Source organism: Lacihabitans sp. CS3-21 (assembly GCF_024343675.1).
In the GTDB taxonomy this organism is placed as follows: Bacteria; Bacteroidota; Bacteroidia; order Cytophagales; family Spirosomataceae; genus Leadbetterella.
Window position 1 is genome coordinate 17,985 of record NZ_RJUD01000097.1, and the last position, 19,976, is coordinate 37,960.

General features: G+C 35.3%; 17 protein-coding genes. 8 read left to right on the forward strand and 9 right to left on the reverse strand.

Annotation, left to right across the window (positions count from 1 at the left end; all coding sequences use genetic code 11):
• Positions 1-94 precede the first annotated feature (94 nt).
• From EGI24_RS14670 to EGI24_RS14690, 5 genes are all read left to right on the forward strand, one after another.
• A complete protein-coding gene (locus EGI24_RS14670; protein ID WP_255049219.1) occupies positions 95-592 on the forward strand; it encodes a hypothetical protein in 498 nt (165 codons plus the stop codon).
• A 207-nt stretch (positions 593-799) separates the two neighbouring features.
• Complete coding sequence (locus EGI24_RS14675) at positions 800-1,291, forward strand: hypothetical protein (RefSeq protein ID WP_255049220.1); 492 nt, start codon at positions 800-802, stop codon at positions 1,289-1,291.
• Between the two features lie 217 nt (positions 1,292-1,508).
• Entirely contained in the window at positions 1,509-2,003 is a 495-nt protein-coding gene (locus EGI24_RS14680) for a hypothetical protein (RefSeq protein ID WP_255049222.1), read from the forward strand.
• Between the two features lie 60 nt (positions 2,004-2,063).
• Entirely contained in the window at positions 2,064-2,558 is a 495-nt protein-coding gene (locus tag EGI24_RS14685; RefSeq protein ID WP_255049223.1) for a hypothetical protein, read from the forward strand.
• 59 nt (positions 2,559-2,617) lie between these two features.
• The gene (locus EGI24_RS14690; protein WP_255049224.1) at positions 2,618-5,350 is read left to right on the forward strand and encodes a hypothetical protein; all 2,733 of its coding nucleotides are present in this window, start codon (positions 2,618-2,620) and stop codon (positions 5,348-5,350) included.
• 2 nt (positions 5,351-5,352) lie between these two features.
• On the opposite strand, the gene EGI24_RS14695 is transcribed toward EGI24_RS14690, so the two are convergent.
• Both EGI24_RS14695 and EGI24_RS14700 read right to left on the reverse strand, forming a co-directional pair.
• Positions 5,353-5,859 (reverse strand): hypothetical protein, encoded by a 507-nt coding sequence (locus EGI24_RS14695; RefSeq protein ID WP_255049225.1) that lies wholly within the window; start codon positions 5,857-5,859, stop codon positions 5,353-5,355.
• A 4-nt stretch (positions 5,860-5,863) separates the two neighbouring features.
• Positions 5,864-6,310: a hypothetical protein gene (locus EGI24_RS14700; RefSeq protein WP_255049226.1), complete on the reverse strand. Its 447-nt coding sequence runs from the start codon at positions 6,308-6,310 to the stop codon at positions 5,864-5,866.
• A gap of 92 nt (positions 6,311-6,402) precedes the next feature.
• On the opposite strand from EGI24_RS14700, the gene EGI24_RS14705 reads away from it, so the two are divergent.
• Together EGI24_RS14705 and EGI24_RS14710 are read left to right on the forward strand one after the other, a co-directional pair.
• The gene (locus EGI24_RS14705) at positions 6,403-7,206 is read left to right on the forward strand and encodes a molecular chaperone (RefSeq protein WP_255049227.1); all 804 of its coding nucleotides are present in this window, start codon (positions 6,403-6,405) and stop codon (positions 7,204-7,206) included.
• A gap of 148 nt (positions 7,207-7,354) precedes the next feature.
• Positions 7,355-8,140, forward strand: a complete 786-nt coding sequence (locus EGI24_RS14710) for a ParA family protein (RefSeq protein ID WP_255049228.1) — start codon at positions 7,355-7,357, stop codon at positions 8,138-8,140.
• Between the two features lie 10 nt (positions 8,141-8,150).
• On the opposite strand, the gene EGI24_RS14715 is transcribed toward EGI24_RS14710, so the two are convergent.
• The 6 genes from EGI24_RS14715 to mce form a co-directional block, all read right to left on the reverse strand.
• A complete protein-coding gene (locus EGI24_RS14715) occupies positions 8,151-10,583 on the reverse strand; it encodes a DUF5686 family protein (RefSeq protein ID WP_255049229.1) in 2,433 nt (810 codons plus the stop codon).
• A gap of 37 nt (positions 10,584-10,620) precedes the next feature.
• Complete coding sequence (locus EGI24_RS14720; RefSeq protein ID WP_255049230.1) at positions 10,621-11,637, reverse strand: glycosyltransferase; 1,017 nt, start codon at positions 11,635-11,637, stop codon at positions 10,621-10,623.
• 1 nt (position 11,638) lies between these two features.
• A complete protein-coding gene (locus tag EGI24_RS14725; RefSeq protein ID WP_255049231.1) occupies positions 11,639-12,517 on the reverse strand; it encodes a glycosyltransferase family 2 protein in 879 nt (292 codons plus the stop codon).
• Positions 12,518-12,643: 126 nt separating this feature from the next.
• Positions 12,644-13,381, reverse strand: coding sequence for an FkbM family methyltransferase (locus EGI24_RS14730; RefSeq protein WP_255049232.1), 738 nt, complete (start codon positions 13,379-13,381; stop codon positions 12,644-12,646).
• Positions 13,378-14,460: a glycoside hydrolase family 99-like domain-containing protein gene (locus EGI24_RS14735; RefSeq protein ID WP_255049233.1), complete on the reverse strand. Its 1,083-nt coding sequence runs from the start codon at positions 14,458-14,460 to the stop codon at positions 13,378-13,380. The genes EGI24_RS14730 and EGI24_RS14735 overlap by 4 nt, the downstream gene beginning before the upstream one ends.
• A gap of 76 nt (positions 14,461-14,536) precedes the next feature.
• Positions 14,537-14,944, reverse strand: a complete 408-nt coding sequence (gene mce, locus EGI24_RS14740; RefSeq protein WP_255049234.1) for a methylmalonyl-CoA epimerase — start codon at positions 14,942-14,944, stop codon at positions 14,537-14,539.
• A gap of 102 nt (positions 14,945-15,046) precedes the next feature.
• On the opposite strand from mce, the gene mutS reads away from it, so the two are divergent.
• On the forward strand, positions 15,047-17,662 hold the full coding sequence (mutS, locus tag EGI24_RS14745; RefSeq protein WP_255049235.1) for a DNA mismatch repair protein MutS: 2,616 nt from the start codon (positions 15,047-15,049) through the stop codon (positions 17,660-17,662).
• A gap of 266 nt (positions 17,663-17,928) precedes the next feature.
• Here mutS and EGI24_RS14750 read toward each other — a convergent pair whose 3' ends face one another.
• The gene (locus EGI24_RS14750) at positions 17,929-19,851 is read right to left on the reverse strand and encodes a M1 family aminopeptidase (RefSeq protein ID WP_255049236.1); all 1,923 of its coding nucleotides are present in this window, start codon (positions 19,849-19,851) and stop codon (positions 17,929-17,931) included.
• Positions 19,852-19,976: the final 125 nt, after the last annotated feature.

The window sequence follows — 19,976 nt, forward strand, 5'->3', positions numbered from 1 at the left end:
TTTCAAAACTAGGATTTAGTGAATCAAACGGTTCCAAAAATTTGTCAGGAAAACCATTGTGGATCTAACCAAAAAACTTAAAAAATTATTATTTATGAAAAAGTCAATTTTGACATCACTCGCTCTCGTTTTGTTGGCATTTGCAGCTAATGCACAGTTATCAACCACTGCAGGCCACAATGTAAAAATTAACGCTGCCTCTGTTTTGGACATCGTTATGACTGTTACTACAGACGTTGAATTAGATTTTGAAGATTCGGATGATTATGAAAACGGAGTTACTGTTACTAATGCGGCCGAACTTAAAGTGAAATCTAACAAGGGTTGGCAAGTGGCAGTAACCACCTCTGCGACCAATTTTGAATCAGCATCAGGTAATAATGACACAGAATTAGCTGCCTCTGCATTGAAAGTTAGAAAAAATGGTACTGTGGATTATTCAGCAATCGATTCTGGTGATGCCATTGCAACTGGAACTAAAGGTGGTCATACTGGTGCTCGTGTTTTCAGTATAGATTATAAATTAAATCCGGGTTATTTCGCAGCTGATACTTATACGGTTCCTGTAACTTTCACTGTTAGCAATCCTTGATTAATACATTACATAGCTCATAATAAAAGAGGACAATAACTTGTCCTCTTTTGCCATTTTATTTCAATACTAACTAAATTTCTCAAATAAATATTTTTTTTGTTTCAATCTTTCTTTATGTTTGTGTTTATCAATTAGTATCCCTACTTGTAAAATTCCATATTTTATTGAGTTTGAGATGTTTTTAGGTAGCTAAACAGGAAAAAAATGAAAAAAATAATGTTTGTGACTGCATTTTTAATGCAGTTTGCGATTGCTGTATATAGTCAAAGCTCTGCCTCACATACAGTCAGAATTATAGCCCATCCAATTTTAGAACTAAAGCTCGACGAGCAGGTAAACAATACTGATTTTAGTTTTAATACCCTTTCAGATTATGAAAATGGTAAATCCAATATTCAAGCCGCAGGACTAAAAGTTCGTTCTAATAAAAATTGGGTATTGAATGTAAAATCGAACGCACCAAATTTTACCCCTTCATCTTCAGGTGATACTGATATAAAGTCCAGTGCTTTGTTGCTTAGAAAGACTGGTACAACCACTAATTATCCCTTAGAAACTTTTGAACAAGCAATTGCCTCGGGTAAAAATGGTGGTTTTGAGACCAATACCGTTTTTTTAGATTACATTGCGAATCCAGGTTATATAAAACCCGATTCCTATTCTATCGAAATAACCTACACGCTTTCTACACCGTGATTTAAAATTTAGTAATTCACTTTCTTAATTGCTTTTTTGTAAATATTTTACTCTTTAAAGTGCTGTTTTTTAGTTGTTTGAAAAGTTTTTGATACCATTAAATATTTTTTGGCATAGTTATTGAAATCTACTTCTCAGGCCTGAGGTTTCTAACCATGGTTGTTCAGATTTCCTATAACAAATAGTCTTTTAACAAGGCTTTTTAAATGCTTTTTTAATGAAAAAACTAGTTGCGACGGTAGCTGTGTGTCTATCAATTTTATTCAATGTATCAGCTCAAGGTACAACCAAAACACATACTGTAACTTACACCATTAATAACATCTTGGAGTTGGATTTTGATAATACTACGCAGAATCTTGCATTCACTTTTGCAACTGCAAATGATTTTGAAACCGGCAAAACAAATGCTTCTGCAGCTGGATTGAGAGTAAGATCAAATAAGGCATGGACAGTGAGCGTAAAAGCCAACACGGCAAATTTTGCGGCCACTTTGGGTGGAGATGCCAACGTTACGGCTAATAAGTTATCTATCAGAAAAAACGGTACTACTACATTTATACCCTTGACCACCGCTGATCAATCGCTCGCAACAGGGGCCAAAGGTGGATTTGGAACGAATACATTTTTAATAGACTACTTCGCCAATCCTGGATACATTGCACCAGCCACTTATACATTGGGGGTAACTTTTACAGTGACAGCTCCTTAAGAGTTCGAATTCCTAATAAGATCAATAATTGACTTAGGTCAAACATTAATTTCCTATAAAATGAAAAAAATACTATATGTACTCGTGATGGTGGTTGCGTGTAGCCAAAATAGTCTGGCCCAACTCAACTCCAAAACACACACGGTGACTTTATCAATCAATAACATTCTTGAACTTGACTTTGACAATACAACACAAGTACTTGGATTTACTTTTGCAAATGCCGCGGACTTTGAAAGTGGCAAAACCAATCTTTCTGCAGCAGGTCTCAGAGTGAGGTCAAACAAGCCTTGGACAGTAAGTGTAAAAGCCAATACGGCAAATTTCGCCACTTCTGGGGGGGGAGATGGAAATGTACTTTCAAGCACGCTTTCGGTGAGAAAGAATGGGACAACTTCAGCCATAGCACTTTCTACTACCGATCAAGCATTAGCTACGGGTGATCGAGGGGGATTTGGGGCCAATACATTTCAGATAGATTATATTGCCAACCCAGGTTATGTGACACCGGCTACTTATACCTTGGGAATTACCTTTACGGTAACTGCTCCTTAACGTTAAAAAAATAAACTGAATACGCTTTTCTATAATAAATAAGAAATTTTACCCATAAAATGCTAACCGTTCGAAACATATCGACTGTTGCTTTGCTTTGCCTTCTGCTATCTTGCCTACTCAATAACGTGGCATTTGGGCAGAAGAACATGGGTATGGAGAAGTTTTCGTTGCAGGTATTGAATGATACTGTTCTTATAAAAGCCAATCAGTTTGCTTTTAATTCCATCACCATAAACAACACTTCTACGCAAAATCTCAAACTCGGAGTTAGGTTTTCATTACCAGCAGGCTGGAACTTTGTCACCATTCCAAATCCAAGTGTAGAGGTAAAAAGGGGAGAATTTATCAGTATTCCTTTTCGAATAGCGGCATCAAAATCTGCTTTGGGAGATTTGAGCTATCCTATCACTGTTTTTATAAAAAATCCAATTTCAGGAAAAGAAGTTTCCGAGAGTTTTTATGTAAAAATAAAACAAAATACAAACTGGACGGCCAATCTCGTCAATTCCAATCTTTTCATTGAAGAAAAGGACAGCCTTTCGAAATTTCAGTTGAGGATAAAAAATAATGGAAATAAACGGGAGCTATTCGAGATTAGTATAAAAACGGATTTAAAATTAAGTTTAGCTTCAGAGGGGACTCAAGCCATGATTTGGCCAGGGAGAGACACCACAATCAATGTTTATGTAGCCTCTAGAGCCAAAACTTCTAATTCTAATTCGGTAGCATTTTTTGTAAAGGCCAAAAACGAGTCCAATATGCTTACAGGAAATGTGTATTTTACTTCAGCAATTATACAAGGAAATAAAAGCAAGTTTGGAACACTACCCATTGATTTTGAGTTTTTTGCCATAAATGCCTTTGGACAGAGTTCAGGGTATTTGTTTTTTGATATCAACGGAAGTTACAACATAAATAAGAAAAAGTCGATAACATTTCGAGCGAGAACTAATTCGTTCAATGCCGACTATTCTATCAATACCCATTATTATTCATTGAATTATAAAACCAAGAGATTTGATTTGAGTTTGGGTAGTCAAAATATGTTTTTTAATTATCAAATTAATGGTTATGGTGCAAAAATGGCCTTCAAAACAGATACCAGAAAAGAATATGAAATTTATGGTATCAAGAGCCAAATGAGCAACGCAAACATTATCGGATTCAGACAAGATAATCAGAAAAAAGAACAGAGAACACTATCAAGTGATATACTTTTTGTTCAAGATTTGGACAAAAAAGAGTTGACTTTATTTGGTTTGCATAATTACGAAAAAAGACACTCTTCGAGCAAATTGTTTGCCTTGTCGGGTGGTTATAGCACCGAAAAAAAGATGGAAACGGATAGTTTTAAACTTGGATACATGGGTGGATATAGGTTGGAGACCAAAATAAAATTTGCCCATATTCAGTCTACATTTCAATATTACAGCAGTAAATTTTCGGGCATTTTGAAGGGTGTCCAATATGGAAGTCATGAAATAAAAATGGGAGCTAAAGGTACTTCATTTGCTTTGTTTTCAGAGTCGAACTCTAGAAATCCTTTCAGTGAAGAAAATTTAGTGGGTGGTATTCAAGTAAATTTTAAAACTACGGAGCATGGGGTCAGGTTTGAGGCATCTAAACTTTCAATAAGGTCAACACTTGCAATTTCGTTTTTGGAGCAATATCAAAAAAATAATTTTTTGAGTAAAATGGATGGTTATAAATCCTCGCTAGATTTTTCGATAAATAAAGGAAAATTTGTACAATCCACCACAGTTAGTTATATGAAAAGTAAGGTTAAAGAGATTGATGATAATAGATTAAGGGACTCATACAGTGCATTTTATCAATTAAAATACAAAGCTTTTGGTATAAATGCAAATTATTCCTTGGGGCCAAATTTTTACTATGATTATTTAAGTTTTGTGTCAGCAAACGTTGAACCCACCACGCATAATGTCTCCGTTTTTTTTGAATTGAAAAACAAGAAACATACTTTTTTTGACAGAATAAATCTCACCAACAACAGCAATTCAGTGTTTTCAAAGCCAGCAACAGTATTGCGGAATGAAATTTATTTTGAGTTTCCAAAAGCCAATGCAAGCGTAAATATTTTTGCGAATGTCAATGTTTTAGAACCCAAATTGGCACCTTCTCTCAATGTTTCATTGAAAAAGACCATAAATGTGCCATTGATTTTTAAACAGAAATATTATTCTGCCAGCGTATTTCTTTTCAAAGATGCCAATAACAATGATTTGTTTGACAAAGGAGAGGAACCTATTCATGATGCTACTTTAAATGTCAATGGTCAGCCGCTGAAAACCAATAAAAAAGGAATGATATATCTTAAAAATATGGAAAGGGATGATTATGTACTTGATTATCGAAAAATTCAAAATCTTAAGGGATGGGTTGTAAAAGAGGGTAGCGTAGATACTTTGGTTTTGGATAGAAATATTTCTATTGGAGTTCCATTTAAACAGAGTAGAATGGTGGCAGGAAAGGTGAGTTTTGAAATAGAAAACTCCAATAGAGAGGTCAAGGAAAGCTTAACTGGGATTATGGTGGTTGCAGTCAATAGAAAAGGTGAAATGTTCAGATCTACCACCAATGAAAGGGGAGAGTTTTATATAAATCTAAGTGAAGATATTTATAATATTCAGATTCCAACCAATATTTTTGGGGAAGGTTTTAGAGTGGACAGGTCTATTTTAACGGTTGATTTGACTAAGGAAAAATATTCAGAGATTGAATTTAAAGTTATTCAGAAAAAGAGAGCAATAAATATCAAGAAAGATTAAAATTACTGAACACTGAGCGTGAAAATCAATACAATGGCATAAGAACCACCATTAAATGTATAGCCAGGTGTCGCTTTTATATCCAGTTTAAATTGATTATTCGCGGAGGTTTGATCACCTCTATAGCCAAAACAAACCATATTGGGGTTATGATTTAATGGAATAAAGGCGTTTGAGGTATTTTTCTTGATACTCAATATGTCTGGGGGCATTTGTGTACTGGCTTGAGGGCCTATAGCCAAGAAATTTGAAGTCAATGTAGAAACATTCAGTATCCAGTTGATATTGGATATCACATTGACATTAAACTTGTTATTGAGGGTTACGCCATCTAACAACTGTTGATTGTTGTTGAATTTAAAATCTAATGGACCATTGGAGGTTACATCAAATGACATATAAGAAAACACATTCATATTGGCATTCGCAGTTCTGGAAATAGAGACTTGAGCCAAAACTATATTTGGAAATAAAAGGAGGAAAAATATTATGGTTTTGTTGTTTGACATTTAACTAGTATTCAGTTACTGTAAAAATAAAACTATAGTTGTAATTGTCTGGGCCAAAATCAAAACTCAAAGGGTTTAAAATAAGGTCGTAAAAAATGGTATCTGTCTTTCGGGCTCTACCGGTGACATTTCCTACTAGCACATCAGACAATCCCAATATGGTCGAATTATAGTAAGAACTGGTTATGGTAAAATTCGCACTATTGACTTTAATTGAAAATAAATTGAGAGGAATATTTCCAAAGTTCTCATTGCTATTGGAAACAATTTTACAAAAAATATTGTATTTTCCTCGATTTGAATTTCGGATATTGAGTGTGAAAGCTTTTGGAATTGTTCTGGGTGTGGTGAAATTACTTAAAGTCGAATAGTCAAAAGACAAAGCCGCTGACTGAAGATCGTAGGAAAAAGACTGTGCCTGGGTTTTATCTAATGAAAGAAAAACAAACAAAATGAAGACTAAAGTTTTTTTTTGTAGGTTCAATTTCGATTTTTAGAGATAGTTTTGTAAAAATAAAGTAAAAATTAAATTAAATATTATAAATGAGACGTCTTTTTTTCTTGTTCATTATTTCTGTTTCTTTTATTGATTTAAGTGCCCAGCAAATAAATATCAATCCATCCATCGTTGAGTTTCATCTTCAAAATATTGGTTCATCTGAAACTCAGGTGATTACCATCACCAACAATTCTAGTAAAACGCAGTCTTTTGAAGTAAGTCTAGGAGATTGGAATAGAAAAGTGGACGGAGCTCATGATTATTTCAAACCCAACTCCATGCCTTATTCGTGTGCTTCTTGGCTAACTTTTGATAAGAATTTCATAGAAATTCCGGCTGGAAAATCTGGAGAAATTACGCTCACCATGCAAGCTCCTAACAATGCTCAAGCGTTGGAGTCCATGAAGTGGGCAATGCTATTTGTTCAAGGTGCTAATCTTAAAAAGCCCATAACAAATGGACCAAATGAAGCGAAAGCGAGTATTCAGGAAATAATTAGAATGGGCATACATGTTTATCAAACGCCACCTAGTTTAAACGAGCCTTCTGCAAAGGCGGTTAGTCTATTACCTGTGAAAGAAAACAAAAGATTGTATAATTTTGAAGTAGAAAATACTGGTAAAATCATGATTACTGGTAGAAGTCATCTGGAAATCACCAATCTTGCTAATTCTCAAGAAACCATAACAGAAGCTAAAGAATTTCCAGTATTCCCTGGTGGAAAAAGAATTATTCCATTAGAAATTCCAGCTACAATTAAGCCAGGGAAATACTCTATTTTAGCTGTCTTGGATTATGGCGAAAATGCCTCTCTGGAGGCCATAGAAAAGACTATTGAAATAAAATAAAACGGAAAGCCGCTGAAAAGCGGCTTTTTTTGTAAGAGTTTCTGATAATTTTGAATACTATCATAAAACTTTCGTTTTAAAATTAATAGGGGTTTTGTCATTACTATGAATAATTAACCTCTTAATTTGTAGTCCAATAATATTATAGATGCTTCCTAAAGTAATTGCCATTTCAAATCAAAAGGGTGGAGTTGGAAAAACCACCTCTGCTGTCAATATTTCCGCTGGTTTGGCTGCTCGTGGTTATAAAGTTTTGTTGATCGATACCGACCATCAAGCAAGCTGCACGGTGGCTTTCGGACTTAAGTCAGCATACGACAACAAAAGTATTTATGCAGCTTTGGTGAGCCTAAGCCCTATTCAAGATTGTATTATTCGGACAGGTTATCCTAACTTAGACCTTATTCCCTCCACGCCTCATTTGGTTGGAGCGGAGATTGAATTGGTGAATTTTACTGAGCGAGAATACATTCTAACCGAAAAACTGGAACCTATTAAACCACTTTACGATTTCATTTTTATAGATTGTCCACCCTCTTTAGGTATTGTGCCTATCAACAGTCTTATGGCTTCCGACTCAGTGATTATACCGCTTCAATGTGAATATTTCGGTATTGAAGGTTTGGAGTTGATTTTAGGAACGTTAAAAATTATTCAAAAACGACTAAAACCCGAGTTATATGTGGAGGGTATTTTACTCACCATGCACGATGAAGACAACGACCTTTCTAACCAAATACTAGGCTTAATGAGAGAGAATTTCAAAGACCAGGTTTTTGATACCTATATTCCTCGTGATATGGCTTTTATAGACTCCACCGCCAAACAAGTTCCAGTAATTCTTTCTAAAAAGAAATCTATTGGGGCTCTTGCTTATGACAGAATGATTCTGGAGTTTTTGGAAAAATATAACTTGAGAAAGAATAAAAGATAAATTGGTTTTTCTAAAACAAAACCGGCATTATGAAAGGTCTTATTCCAAATCTGCTCGAGCCAAAGCTGTCTGGAGAATAATCATAGACTAAATTCACCCCTAAGCCAATTCCAAAACCTTTGATTTTAACTTTTAAGATATTTCTAATACTCATCGAAGCCTCAAAAACTCCCTGATGAATATCTTTCAAAGGTTTATTATTCACCAAGGGTGCTCCTTGAGTTAATCTTCCAATAGCTAACTTATTACCTACCATAAATTCAGGTTGAAACCAAGCATTGTTTAGCCTCCATAAGTTTTTTTCAAAATCATGAAAAATTGATAAGGATAGATAGTTGTTATAGCCAAGTTGAGCTGTGCTCAGCATTTGGAAGCCTTCTTTATTGTTGCTTCCCCAAATATTAAGAGGAACCGATAGGTTATTGAAAAGATATTGAAAGGGAAGGTTCCCCCAAGAATTTCCAGCCGATATATTGGTCATAGTTTTACCTACTTTCTTTGTTCTGATTTGATGACTGACCACAATATTTGCTTTCCAAAAGTTGCTGTGGTAGGCATTGTTGCTATTAAAATGACTGACGTTTAATCTGATAATTGGGTAGTAGGGATTGGTAACTGTTTCAAAATACCCGGTTCTCATCAATGTTTCTTTACGAGCAAACCTGATGCTCAAACCTGCATGATTATAGTCGCTCACAATATTTTCGGCCAGCTTATAGCTTAAAGGTTCTCTAGTTTCTTTTTCATAAAACACTTTAAATTGTGTCCAATTAAATGGTTTTAAAAAGACCGACAAGCCTATTTTTTTATAATTATCTAATAAATACGCTCCGCTTCCAAGGTTTAATCCAAATCTTTGAGGTAAGAAATAGTTAGGTAAGAGTATTGGGTTTTGGCCTGGTCTCTGTATATCATTACCCCCGTAAATCTCTATTTTGTTGTATCGGTCTTTGGTGAGGTGATAGCTTAATATGCCTTCATATTTTACTTTTTTATCTTCAAGTCCATAAGCACTTCCAGCATATATTCGCCATCTTGGTCTTTTTTGAATGTCATTTTGGATGCCAATTCCAAGTCTTATATTTTCGTGTTGATTATAATCAAATTGATTATAAAGAAGGAAAAATGGACCTAGCATTAATCCGTTGTTCATGGCTGTTTTGACAATGGACATGCCAGGAACTATAACTTTCTGAAAAAGCGGTTTTTTGTTGATTATTTCAGATTTATTGTAAAGTTGTTGATCTCTTAAAAGAAGTTCAACAGAACGAAGTTTATCGAAACTACGCCGAGAAATGGTATCAGCCTTAGGCAGAATTTGCCGATATGTACCATCAAAGTAGACTTCTTTGGCGTCAAATGTTTGGGTAAAATTAGACAAATAATCTTCTATGGAAAAAATGAATTTAATTTCTTTATTTTCTTGTTTGAGCAAATATTCCAAACTCAATGTCCTAATATATGGATACCACTGAGCCTCGCTTTTTTGATAGTTCTGATGAATCTTAAAATTTAACGTCTGCAGTGAATCCGCATTTTTTGCAGACACTTCCTGAATCGCATAACCATGAGAGTTTATTTTCATTATACCCACCAAAGCATTGAAAGAAATGCCTTTTTTGGGCCTATATAGAATAGTAAAAACACTGTCTGTTGGGTTTACTAAAGTATCTAAAAGTTGAAAATCATACTGAGAAAAAGTCTTTGCGTTGATAGGATTTACATAAAATCTCTGATTCTGTAAGGCATTATTGCTTGGAAGAGCTGTCAGTTGATTTAAGTTTACTTGAATTAAAGGTTCGTAAAATCCTGATGGATTTATTTGGTTGTTCGTAAATATATTTACAGGATAGTTTTTTGGGAAATTGCTAATCGTAAATTTTACAATATCTTTTTGTTTCTTGTTTTTTTGATAAAAGTCACCTAGGTTTTCAACAATAAATAGGCCTCTGTCGATTTTATTAACTGAGTCTGTTGTGCTTTTTTTAAAGTAGGTTAATATTTCACCATTTAGACCAATTTTTGAATAATGATTGGCTTTAAATTGGAGTATTTTGTCGGGATTATTTTTTTCAGAATTGGCCAAAACCCTTCTGATTATTTCAAATGCAGGGTTTTCTTTTGGTTTTATCGTCACCTCATCCAGTGTGCTAACTAAAGGAGTTAGTCTAATGACCACAAAAGACTCTGGATTGACGTGTATTGAAGTGTTTTCATAACCCACACAACTTATGGTAAGTAAGGTGTTTTTGGATGAAATAGGTAACCTAAATTTTCCCAAGGAATCTGAGGTTATTCCTATAGATTTGGATTTATCCTGAATATTGGCATATTCAATTGGACGAGAGCTGGTTTTAGAAATGACCACTCCATCAATAAAAATTGTTTGTGCAAAAGCTGTTTTGCAAATTAATATCAAAAATACTGGTACGTATTTGAACAATATTTTCAAAGGTGAGTATTTAATTTAACGAAGCTCTTTAGTGATGCGTATCTCTTTCGGAAATAAGTCTTAAATATTCAAAACTTTTCTCAAATTTCACTCTTTCTTTCCAAATGGTATTGCAAAAGGATCTGTTTCTGATTCTATTCAGTTCTTTTTGAGAAAAATCTGGTGCTGGTAGAAATTGGAAGGGGTCTTTAATCCATAAAGCTACTTTTTTTCCGATCCAATTAAACCACCAGTTTTTCCGCAGTTTGTTCAGCAAAGACCTGTTGCCTTTCGATTCTTCGTATAAAATTTTGTAAGGTAAAGTAAATACATCGGCTTCTCCAAAGCCCTCAAACATACGTGTTAAACGGTCCCAGGTGATTCGGTGTGAAGCGGTGAAGTGTTTGAATGTTAATAAGTTAGAATAGAATATTTTATAACCCAATAATCGCGTAATGTAACACATTTCGCTATCTGCACCTGCCGATTGTTTGTTACCCACTCTTCCTTCAAGAAAAGGTTTCCAGTCAAGTTTGAAAAGGTTGTCATAGATTTTTCTTCTTACACAAAGTCCAGCTCCTGGCACGATGGCACTGTCGGTAATATCCACAAAATCGCCTTCATAGAGTTTTCCAATTGCGAATGCGTGCTGATTTCTAAAGAACCAATCTGGTGGTGTTGACTCAAACTCGCCAGTTCCTGCACAACCTATCAACCCAATTTCAGGGTTCTCAAAGTAGCTATTTATCTTGAAAATCCAATCCTCATCCACCCAATTGTCATCATCAACGATGCTCAAAATGGCATATTTGGCTGCTTGAATACCTCTTTTACGGGCATGAGCTTCTCCTATAGTTTCTTCTAATAAAACATTGAGTGGCACGATTGGTTTTTCGGCCCAAGTTTTGTTTGCAACAGCTGAGGTTTGGTCAGTAGAGTTATTGTCAACGAGTATTACTTCCCAAGCAATATTCTCAGTATGTTTCTGATTTTGAAGATGCTTAAGCGTGGTGGAAATTACTTTTTCACTGTTGAAGCAAGCAATTATGACAGAAATACCATTCATATTATTTGCCAAAAAGTTTGAAAAAAGCAAAATAGGCTTTCACTTCAAACGGCATTTTTTGTAACACCGTCTCTTTGTCAACGTTTTCAGAAAGGAAAAGCTTTTTAGTCCAAAAGAGCATAGTTTTTCTCTTTTTTGTCCATGATATTGGATAGTTTTTGAAAATAGTTAGGGCAATTTTTATGCCTTCTATAAATTGTAAACCGTCCCTCTCAGATTTAAACGATACGTTGTTTGGGTGCCTTCTGAAGAAATTTAATCGTTTTCCAATCCGCTTTACCTGAACATTTGAGATGATCTGTACCCAGAATAGCCAATCTCCAGTATATTTGAACTGACTAATTTGTGAAAAATTCACTTTTTTTATCAATTCTTTTCTAAAAACTGCAGAGCTTGCATTATAAATTAAGTTTCCTGCCAGAAATTCGTTTTGAATCAGTTGGTTACCTTGCCAAAAATCCTCCTCTGATTCATGTTCGGGTTCTAGTATTTTATTTCCTTTCTCGTCTATCCAAAATGAAGGACAGAAAGCCACACCCACTTTGGAGTCATTGTCTAAAATTGCGATGAGTTCAGTCAGGAAACGCTTGTCTGCAATGTCATCACTTTCTGCAATCCAAACATATTCTCCTTTTGCCCTTTGTAAACCTTTTTCCCACTGAATAAATGTCGAGCCAGAGTTCTGGTCATTAATGACAAATTCTTTTATACGTGAATCTGTTAGGAATTTTCTAATGTTTTCTGGGCTTTTGTCCTTCGAAGCATCGTCAAGAATAATGAGTTCAAAGTCTCTAAAGTCTTGATTAAGAATACTTTCTATTCTTTCCTCTATGTAGTCTTGGTGGTTATAGTTGGGAAGTATTACGGTTACTTTTGGCATTAATTCTGGTTTTTATACTCCTTTATTATAAAATCATGAAATAAGAATTCCAGATTTTTAATTATTTACAAAAATATACAATAATGTTTGATTAAAAAATGAAAACACAAATGCTAATTGACCAGTTTACCAGCCTTGATTGAATCGTAATGGACTGTTTTCTAACACAAAACATATATCAAGTTGTCCAAGAGCTTTATCCATAGGTCGGTTTGCAAAGCCAGCAAAATCGTAAATAACGTATCCGTGTTTGACCATAAAATCAATGATTTCATGCAATAATGGCTGATTGGGAGAAAATCTAAACAGTGATGCCTCCAAAATAAAAATATCGGTTTTCCCTAGTATTTTTTTTGCTCCTTTAAGTACTTCAATTTCAAAGCCTTGAACATCTATTTTGCAAATATTCGGTATTGGCATTTTTTTGCTTTCTATCAAAGAATCTACCGTGTAAATGGGTACTTTTCTTTGCTTTTTGCCACTTTCTTCGCCTTCAGGTAAAAGAAAAGATGAGCCTGCAAAGTCGTCCCAAACACTTAATGTTAATTCGCCATTTTCGGCACCTGCACCACCCTGAAACCATGCCCCTTTGTGGTTTTTCAAAAAGTTTTCGATGTAGGGCTTCATTTCGTCTTGTGGTTCTATCATATAGTACGTAGCCTCAGGAAAAATATCAGAAGTCATCAGACTCCAATCGGCCTTATGAGCACCAATATCTAAAATATTATTTACTAAGGCACCTCTGTTTTTGATTCCTTTTAGGAAAAGAATCATATCGCCTGAAATGCTATTTTTGCTCAGTACGTGGTACCCAAATTTATGGGCTAGGTTCTGTACAAGGTCTTTTATTTTTTTCGCAATCATTTATAAATGCTTAAAATGTCTTTTGTTTTTTCTAAAAATGCCCGTTTCCATTTTCTGTCGGGCTCTAAGTGATTTCCTTCAGCCCACTCGTTCCATGCGTTGATGAACAAGAAATTCTCTTCATCAGAATAGACTTCTGCTTTTACACAAGTATCTTTTAACCAATCTCCATATAGTTCGGGGGTGGCGTCGGTCATGATGAAAGCATTATTTTTCCTCCTTGCACTGTTGTCCCATCCCGGAACTACACAATGAAAATGCTTATTTGGCGGGCATTTTTTCGCTTTCATCCGTTTCGTAACTTCTTTGAAGTCAATCTTCCTGTAAGTTTTCCCCAAAGAAAATTTATTCTTGATTCTGTCCCACAAATTCGGAACAATTTCTAAGTTTTTCCAGTCCGGTTGCCATTCAATCACCACATCAAACCCTAATTCCTCAGCATCCGGTATATAATTTGAGGAGGTTTTGATTCCGCCCAAATAAATATCTTTGAAACCATGTTTTTTTACTTCGTTTCTCCAAATCTGAATCGTTTCTTTCAAATCAGGAATAATGTGGGCATTGTAAAATAGGAAAAATGGTTTTCCGTCAATTTTTATATATCTGTCGTCTTTGAATTCGTTCTCGCAAAGATATTTTGCATGGGCTGCATGATCCTCTGCATTATACTTTTGCTCTATCAATACCTCTTTGTCTTGCCCATCCCAACGCCTCGACCAATTTTCGTTTGCCCAAGCCAACATAAAAGGGAAGTTGGGTTTTTGGCTTGTAAGTATCTTATTTATAGGGGTCTCTAGTAGCCTTTTGCCATTAAACCAATAATGGTAAAAACAGAAACCAGAAATGTTGTGTTCCTCTGCCAGGTTGGCTTGGTCTATCAAAGTTTGAAGCAAACGCATGTCATAAAAACCCAAATCTGCTGGCAAATGTGGCTGATAATGTCCTTTAAAACTTGGTCGTGCTTTGGTCACGTTGGTCCATTCTGTAAAACCTTTTCCCCACCATAAATCGTTCTCAGGAAATGGGTGAAACTGGGGTAAAACTACGGCTAAGGCTCTTAATTTTTTCTTTGCTGACACACGAAATGGTTTATGGTCTCTCTTCCAAAATACAAATTTAAGATAAAACGTCTTATAAACTTTTGATTTGGACCAATTAGGCTTTGTTTTTTTCTTGACAGAGCTCTATTAGCACACTGTTGGTGGTTTTTGGATGTAAAAAACACACTAGTTTATTGTCTGCTCCGTTTTTGGGTTCGGTATTTAATAATGTAAAACCTTCAGCTTCTAGTCTTTTCATTTCTGCCCAAATATCTTCCACCTCAAATGCAATATGGTGGATTCCTTCTCCTTTTTTATCTATAAATTTGGCAATGGGACTTTCAGTATGCGTTGCTTCGAGTAATTCTATTTTGGAGTCTGCCAATTGGAAAAAGGAAGTTTTTACGCCTTCTGAAACTACTTCTTCTTCTTTGTAGTGTGGTTTATTAAATATTTTGCTAAATATTTCATTAGAAATTTCGAGGTTTTTCACTGCAATACCAATATGTTCTATTTTTAGCATATTTGATTATTATTTTCGGTGTTTAAGGTCTATTTTCGAACAAATTTATATAATTTTGAGGTGAGTAAATCTATCTATAAGTATTATATTTTGTAAAAAAACATGGCAAAACCCGCCGCCCCAAAAGAAACTCCACTCTCAAAACAGTACAACCAGATAAAAGTTAAATACCCTGGAGCGATGCTGCTTTTCCGGGTAGGTGATTTTTACGAAACTTTTGGTGAGGATGCAATCAAGGCTTCAAAAATTTTGGGGATTGTTCTTACTAGAAGAAACAACGGTGGAGCTCATGAAGAGTTGGCTGGTTTTCCACATCATTCACTGGATAATTATTTACCGAAACTCGTAAGGGCTGGTCAACGGGTAGCCATTTGTGACCAACTCGAAGACCCAAGTCAAGCAAAAGGAATTGTAAAAAGAGGAGTGACAGAATTGGTAACTCCAGGAGTTTCGTACAACGATAATGTACTCGATTTGAAGCATAATAATTATTTAGCTTCTGTTCATTTTGCTGCTGAAGACTACATGGGCGTGGCTTTTTTGGATATTTCTACAGGAGAATTTTTTACTACTGAAGGCTCAGTGGCTTACATTGATAAGCTCATTCAAGGTTTTAGTCCAGCTGAGATTTTATATTGTAAAAAACACAAATTGAAATTTGAAGCCTTATTTGGCGACAAATACAATACCTATACTTTTGACGATTGGGCGTATTCTTTTGACTTCGCTCACAACCTTTTGACTGGACATTTCAAAACCAACTCATTAAAAGGGTTTGGGATAGAAAATCTCAAAGAAGGTGTAACTGCAGCCGGAGTTATTTTGCAATATTTGGCTGATACAGAACACCGTGATATCAACCATGTAAGTAGTTTAACCCGATTAGATGAAGAAAAATATGTGTGGTTGGACAGATTTACCATTAGAAATTTAGAATTAATTTATGCCCAGTTTGAAGGTGGCGTGCCTTTGATTGATATTTTAGATTATACGTATACGCCGATGGGAGCTAGGCTCCTCCGTAAATGGATGGTGTTGCCGCTTAAAGAGAAGAAGCCTATAGAAGAGCGGCTCGATACGGTAGAAATGTTTCTCAAAGACGAGGATATTTTGACAGATTTGAGCCAAGTACTCAAGCCAATTGGCGATTTAGAGCGTTTGGTGTCTAAGGTTGCGGTAAGAAGAATCAGTCCTAGGGAATTGGTTCAACTCAAAAGAGCATTGTTGCAAATAGAACCTATAAAGGAGCTTTTGGGTAAAAAGACACATGAAAATAAAGTCTTAGAGAAGTATATTAACCAGTTGAGCGATTGTAAGTTTTTGATAGAAAAAATTACAACAGAACTTAGAGATGATGCCCCAAATTTGAGCAATCAGGGTGGCATGATTTGTACGGGAGTTGATGATGCTTTGGACGAACTACACAAAATTGCATTTTCGGGAAAAGACTATTTGGTGGATTTGCAGAATCGTGAGTCTGAACGGACGGGTATTCCTTCTTTGAAAATTGCTTTTAACAAGGTATTTGGGTATTATTTGGAAGTGTCCAATGCCCATAAGAATAAAGTGCCTATCGAATGGATTCGTAAACAGACCCTGGTAAATGCCGAAAGATATATAACGGAGGAGCTCAAGATTTACGAAGAGAAAATATTAACTGCTGAGAGTAAAATATTTGAGATTGAATTCAAGATTTTTAATGATTTGGTCATAACGGCCTCTGAATTTGTGGCACAGATTCAGCAAAATGCAAGGGTGATTTCCACCATAGATGCTTTGCTGTCTTTTGCTCACGTGGCCAAGAAAAACAAATATTGTAAGCCAAAAGTGACTGAGGATAAGGCCATTGATATAAAAGATGGCAGGCATCCTGTTATTGAGCAACAGCTCCCATTGGGCGAAAGCTATGTGCCGAATGATATTTTCTTGGATGACCAAGACCAGCAAATTATAATCATCACCGGCCCCAATATGGCGGGTAAATCTGCACTTTTGCGTCAAACAGCCCTGATAGTTTTGATGACCCAAATCGGTTCTTATGTTCCTGCTTCTTCGGCAGAGATCGGACTTGTAGATAAGATTTTTACCAGAGTGGGGGCAAGCGATAACCTTTCAAGAGGCGAAAGTACTTTCATGGTTGAGATGATTGAAACGTCCTCCATTTTGAATAATCTCAGCGATAGAAGTTTGGTCATTATGGACGAAATTGGCCGTGGTACCAGTACCTATGATGGTGTAAGTATAGCCTGGAGTATTGCCGAATACCTGCACAATCATGCCAAATTTAAGCCTTGGACCCTTTTTGCAACGCATTATCACGAGCTCAACCAATTGACGGAAGATTTTAAACGCATCAAGAATTTCAATGTTTCAGTTAAAGAATTAAATGGGAAAGTGGTGTTTTTGAGGAAACTTAAAGAAGGTGGCAGCGAGCATAGTTTTGGTATTCACGTAGCTCAGATAGCGGGTATGCCGCAGTCGGTGGTTTTGAGGGCCAACGAAATTCTGCATCACCTCGAAAAAGACCATATCAAAGAAAAAAATAAGGAAAAGATTAAAGAAGCACCCAAAAACAACTTTCAGTTGAGCTTTTTTGATCCTGTAGATCCAATAGGAGAGGAATTGAAAACAAAATTGACGGAGCTGGATGTGGACACCATGTCGCCAATAGAAGCTTTATTGAAATTGAATGAGTTGCGAAGAATGTTGGTGAAATAATAGAGCCTCATTTATATATAATGAGTTTGAGGAAAATTTTATTTGTCCTCTAAAGAATCATATTCTGAATCTTCATAATCCGAAAAGTCGAAATCTTCGGGACTTAACATTTCGTCTTGGTATTCTACATAATTCATTGAATTATGATTTGACTGATTTTGCATAATAGCTTTGTATGTTTTATTATACAAATTTCAGCATAAGATTGCATATCAACCTTAAAAGCCCAATTATCAAATTGTTAAATATATTTTATAAGCTAATGTCTAGTTTTTTATAAAAGCCAATGTTTTACTTTCATTCTCTCCAATTAGTTTCAAAAAGTAAGTACCAGAAGTCAAAAACTTAATGTCTAATTTTGTTGAACTTGGTGAAATTTCTTTAATTTTTTGCCCATTTAAAGTCAAGATTTCAATACTTTTCAGGTTTTTAAGGTTGTGTTTTATTTCAATAAATTCTGTGGAAGGATTTGGGAAAATTTGCAGATTTTCAGTATTAAATTCATTTGCCGTTATGCCCCCCATATTTATTAAGTCTTTCATTATGAAGTTGTTTGGGTCAAATATTACATTTTTTACTTTTTCCTTTAAGTTAAGGATTTCAAACGACTGAGTAATTTCATTTTGAAAGAAAGTCTGCATCATTTCTTTGCCAGATTCCAATATTATTTTAAACTCAATTGGCATTTTAAAAAATGTTGGATTGGTATTGAGTTTCTGTTGACTGATGTTAATTTTTAGTCTGTCAGATTGTGTTTGGGTATAATCAAAAGTATACCTTGGATAAGAGATCCCATAAATCCATTCGTCAAAAAAGTATTTCAGGTCTTGACTGCTGGTTTTTTCTGCAATCTTTTTGAAATCATCTATTGTGGCAGCCTTATGTGCAAACTCTGAATTTTGGTAATTTTTCAATGATTGGAAGAAAAGTGAATCGCCCATTACACCCCGCAACATGTGTAACACCACAGCTCCTTTGCCATAAGTAAGTCCATAATCAAAAATTAGATTTTCATTCAACGGGTTGGAAATATAAATGGGCTCTGTGATTTTTTTTGCCCTTGTCACATGATCATTGATGTTTTCAAAATAGGCATCTTTTCCATATTTATGTTCCTGAAAAAGTGCTTCAGCGTAAGAGGCAAAGGCTTCATTTACAAAAATATCTGACCAAGTTTTGCAAGTAATTTTATCGCCAAACCACTGGTGTGCGAGTTCATGGGCTATCAAATCTTCCGAAAAGCCGCCCATGGAACTTACTGTTTGGTGTTCCATACCACCCCCAAAGTTGCACATGGCATGACCGTATTTTTCATCCATAAATGGATATTCTCCAAACAAATCAGAAAAGAACTTGAGGATGTCTGTAGTCTGATCCAGTTGATTTTTTACAGCTGTGCTAAGCGATTCAGGATAGATATAATGATCAACAGGCATTTTTTTTCCATTATAACTAAAGCTGCTTTGGTAAAGCTGGTAATTTGAACAAGCAATCGAAATCAGGTAATGAGCAATGGGATGAGCGTTTTTCCATTGATAGGTTTTTGTACCATCCGCATGGGCTATTGTGCCTTTTTGAAGGCCATTGGACACTGAAACGAAACTTGCAGGTAATGTAATCCAAACCTCAGTGCTATCAATTTTGTCGGCTGGGTCGTCTTTGCATGGCCACCAGTCTGGTGCCCCGTAGGGTTCACTCAAAGTCCACACCACCGGTGATTTGGCGTTTCCATGTGTAGAAATGCTAAAACTTCCGAACGCAGAGCTGCGTGGAGTACCTCTGTAAAATATCTCTAAATTTTGTGAATCCCCTATTTTAAGCGACTTATCTAAGCTTATATTTACTTTATTAGATATTTGGCTAAATGTCAATTTCTTATTTGAAGCAATTACGGAATCTACTTTCATGCTATTGTTGAGGTCGAAACTGCAGGTGTTTATATTAGTTAGTGCTTTAAAACTTGTTTCCACGCTTCCCGACAAAAATCTGGTATTGTGGTTAATATTTAGTTTTATTCTGTGAAAAGTGACATCTATATTTTGGTCTCCAGGATAGGTAAATCTTGCTTGGCTCTTTGCGTTTTTTAGACTAGTTTTTTTATAAAAAGAGCAAGACTCTCCATTCATTTTTTGACCGAAAGACTCCAAAATTATAAAGAAAATTAGGTGGACTAAGATTACTTTTTTCATTTGTTTGTTACATAATCAACAAATATAAGGTGTCAATGACTTTTGTAGTTAATTTATGAAATTGAATTTGTTGGAAAAATCGTATTTACCTTAAATTTAAAGAATAGGATCAATTCTAAAAGAAG

What these genes read in the sequence shown, in the direction of transcription:
- EGI24_RS14750 (WP_255049236.1), bottom strand. Translation starts at nt 19,851, where the DNA reads ATGAAAAAAGTAATCTTAGTCCACCTAATTTTCTTTATAATTTTGGAG.
- EGI24_RS14730 (WP_255049232.1), bottom strand. Translation starts at nt 13,381, where the DNA reads ATGATTGCGAAAAAAATAAAAGACCTTGTACAGAACCTAGCCCATAAA.
- EGI24_RS14685 (WP_255049223.1), top strand. Translation starts at nt 2,064, where the DNA reads ATGAAAAAAATACTATATGTACTCGTGATGGTGGTTGCGTGTAGCCAA.
- EGI24_RS14680 (WP_255049222.1), top strand. Translation starts at nt 1,509, where the DNA reads ATGAAAAAACTAGTTGCGACGGTAGCTGTGTGTCTATCAATTTTATTC.
- EGI24_RS14695 (WP_255049225.1), bottom strand. Translation starts at nt 5,859, where the DNA reads ATGTCAAACAACAAAACCATAATATTTTTCCTCCTTTTATTTCCAAAT.
- EGI24_RS14670 (WP_255049219.1), top strand. Translation starts at nt 95, where the DNA reads ATGAAAAAGTCAATTTTGACATCACTCGCTCTCGTTTTGTTGGCATTT.
- EGI24_RS14705 (WP_255049227.1), top strand. Translation starts at nt 6,403, where the DNA reads ATGAGACGTCTTTTTTTCTTGTTCATTATTTCTGTTTCTTTTATTGAT.
- EGI24_RS14720 (WP_255049230.1), bottom strand. Translation starts at nt 11,637, where the DNA reads ATGAATGGTATTTCTGTCATAATTGCTTGCTTCAACAGTGAAAAAGTA.
- EGI24_RS14710 (WP_255049228.1), top strand. Translation starts at nt 7,355, where the DNA reads ATGCTTCCTAAAGTAATTGCCATTTCAAATCAAAAGGGTGGAGTTGGA.
- mutS (WP_255049235.1), top strand. Translation starts at nt 15,047, where the DNA reads ATGGCAAAACCCGCCGCCCCAAAAGAAACTCCACTCTCAAAACAGTAC.
- EGI24_RS14725 (WP_255049231.1), bottom strand. Translation starts at nt 12,517, where the DNA reads ATGCCAAAAGTAACCGTAATACTTCCCAACTATAACCACCAAGACTAC.
- EGI24_RS14690 (WP_255049224.1), top strand. Translation starts at nt 2,618, where the DNA reads ATGCTAACCGTTCGAAACATATCGACTGTTGCTTTGCTTTGCCTTCTG.
- mce (WP_255049234.1), bottom strand. Translation starts at nt 14,944, where the DNA reads ATGCTAAAAATAGAACATATTGGTATTGCAGTGAAAAACCTCGAAATT.
- EGI24_RS14675 (WP_255049220.1), top strand. Translation starts at nt 800, where the DNA reads ATGAAAAAAATAATGTTTGTGACTGCATTTTTAATGCAGTTTGCGATT.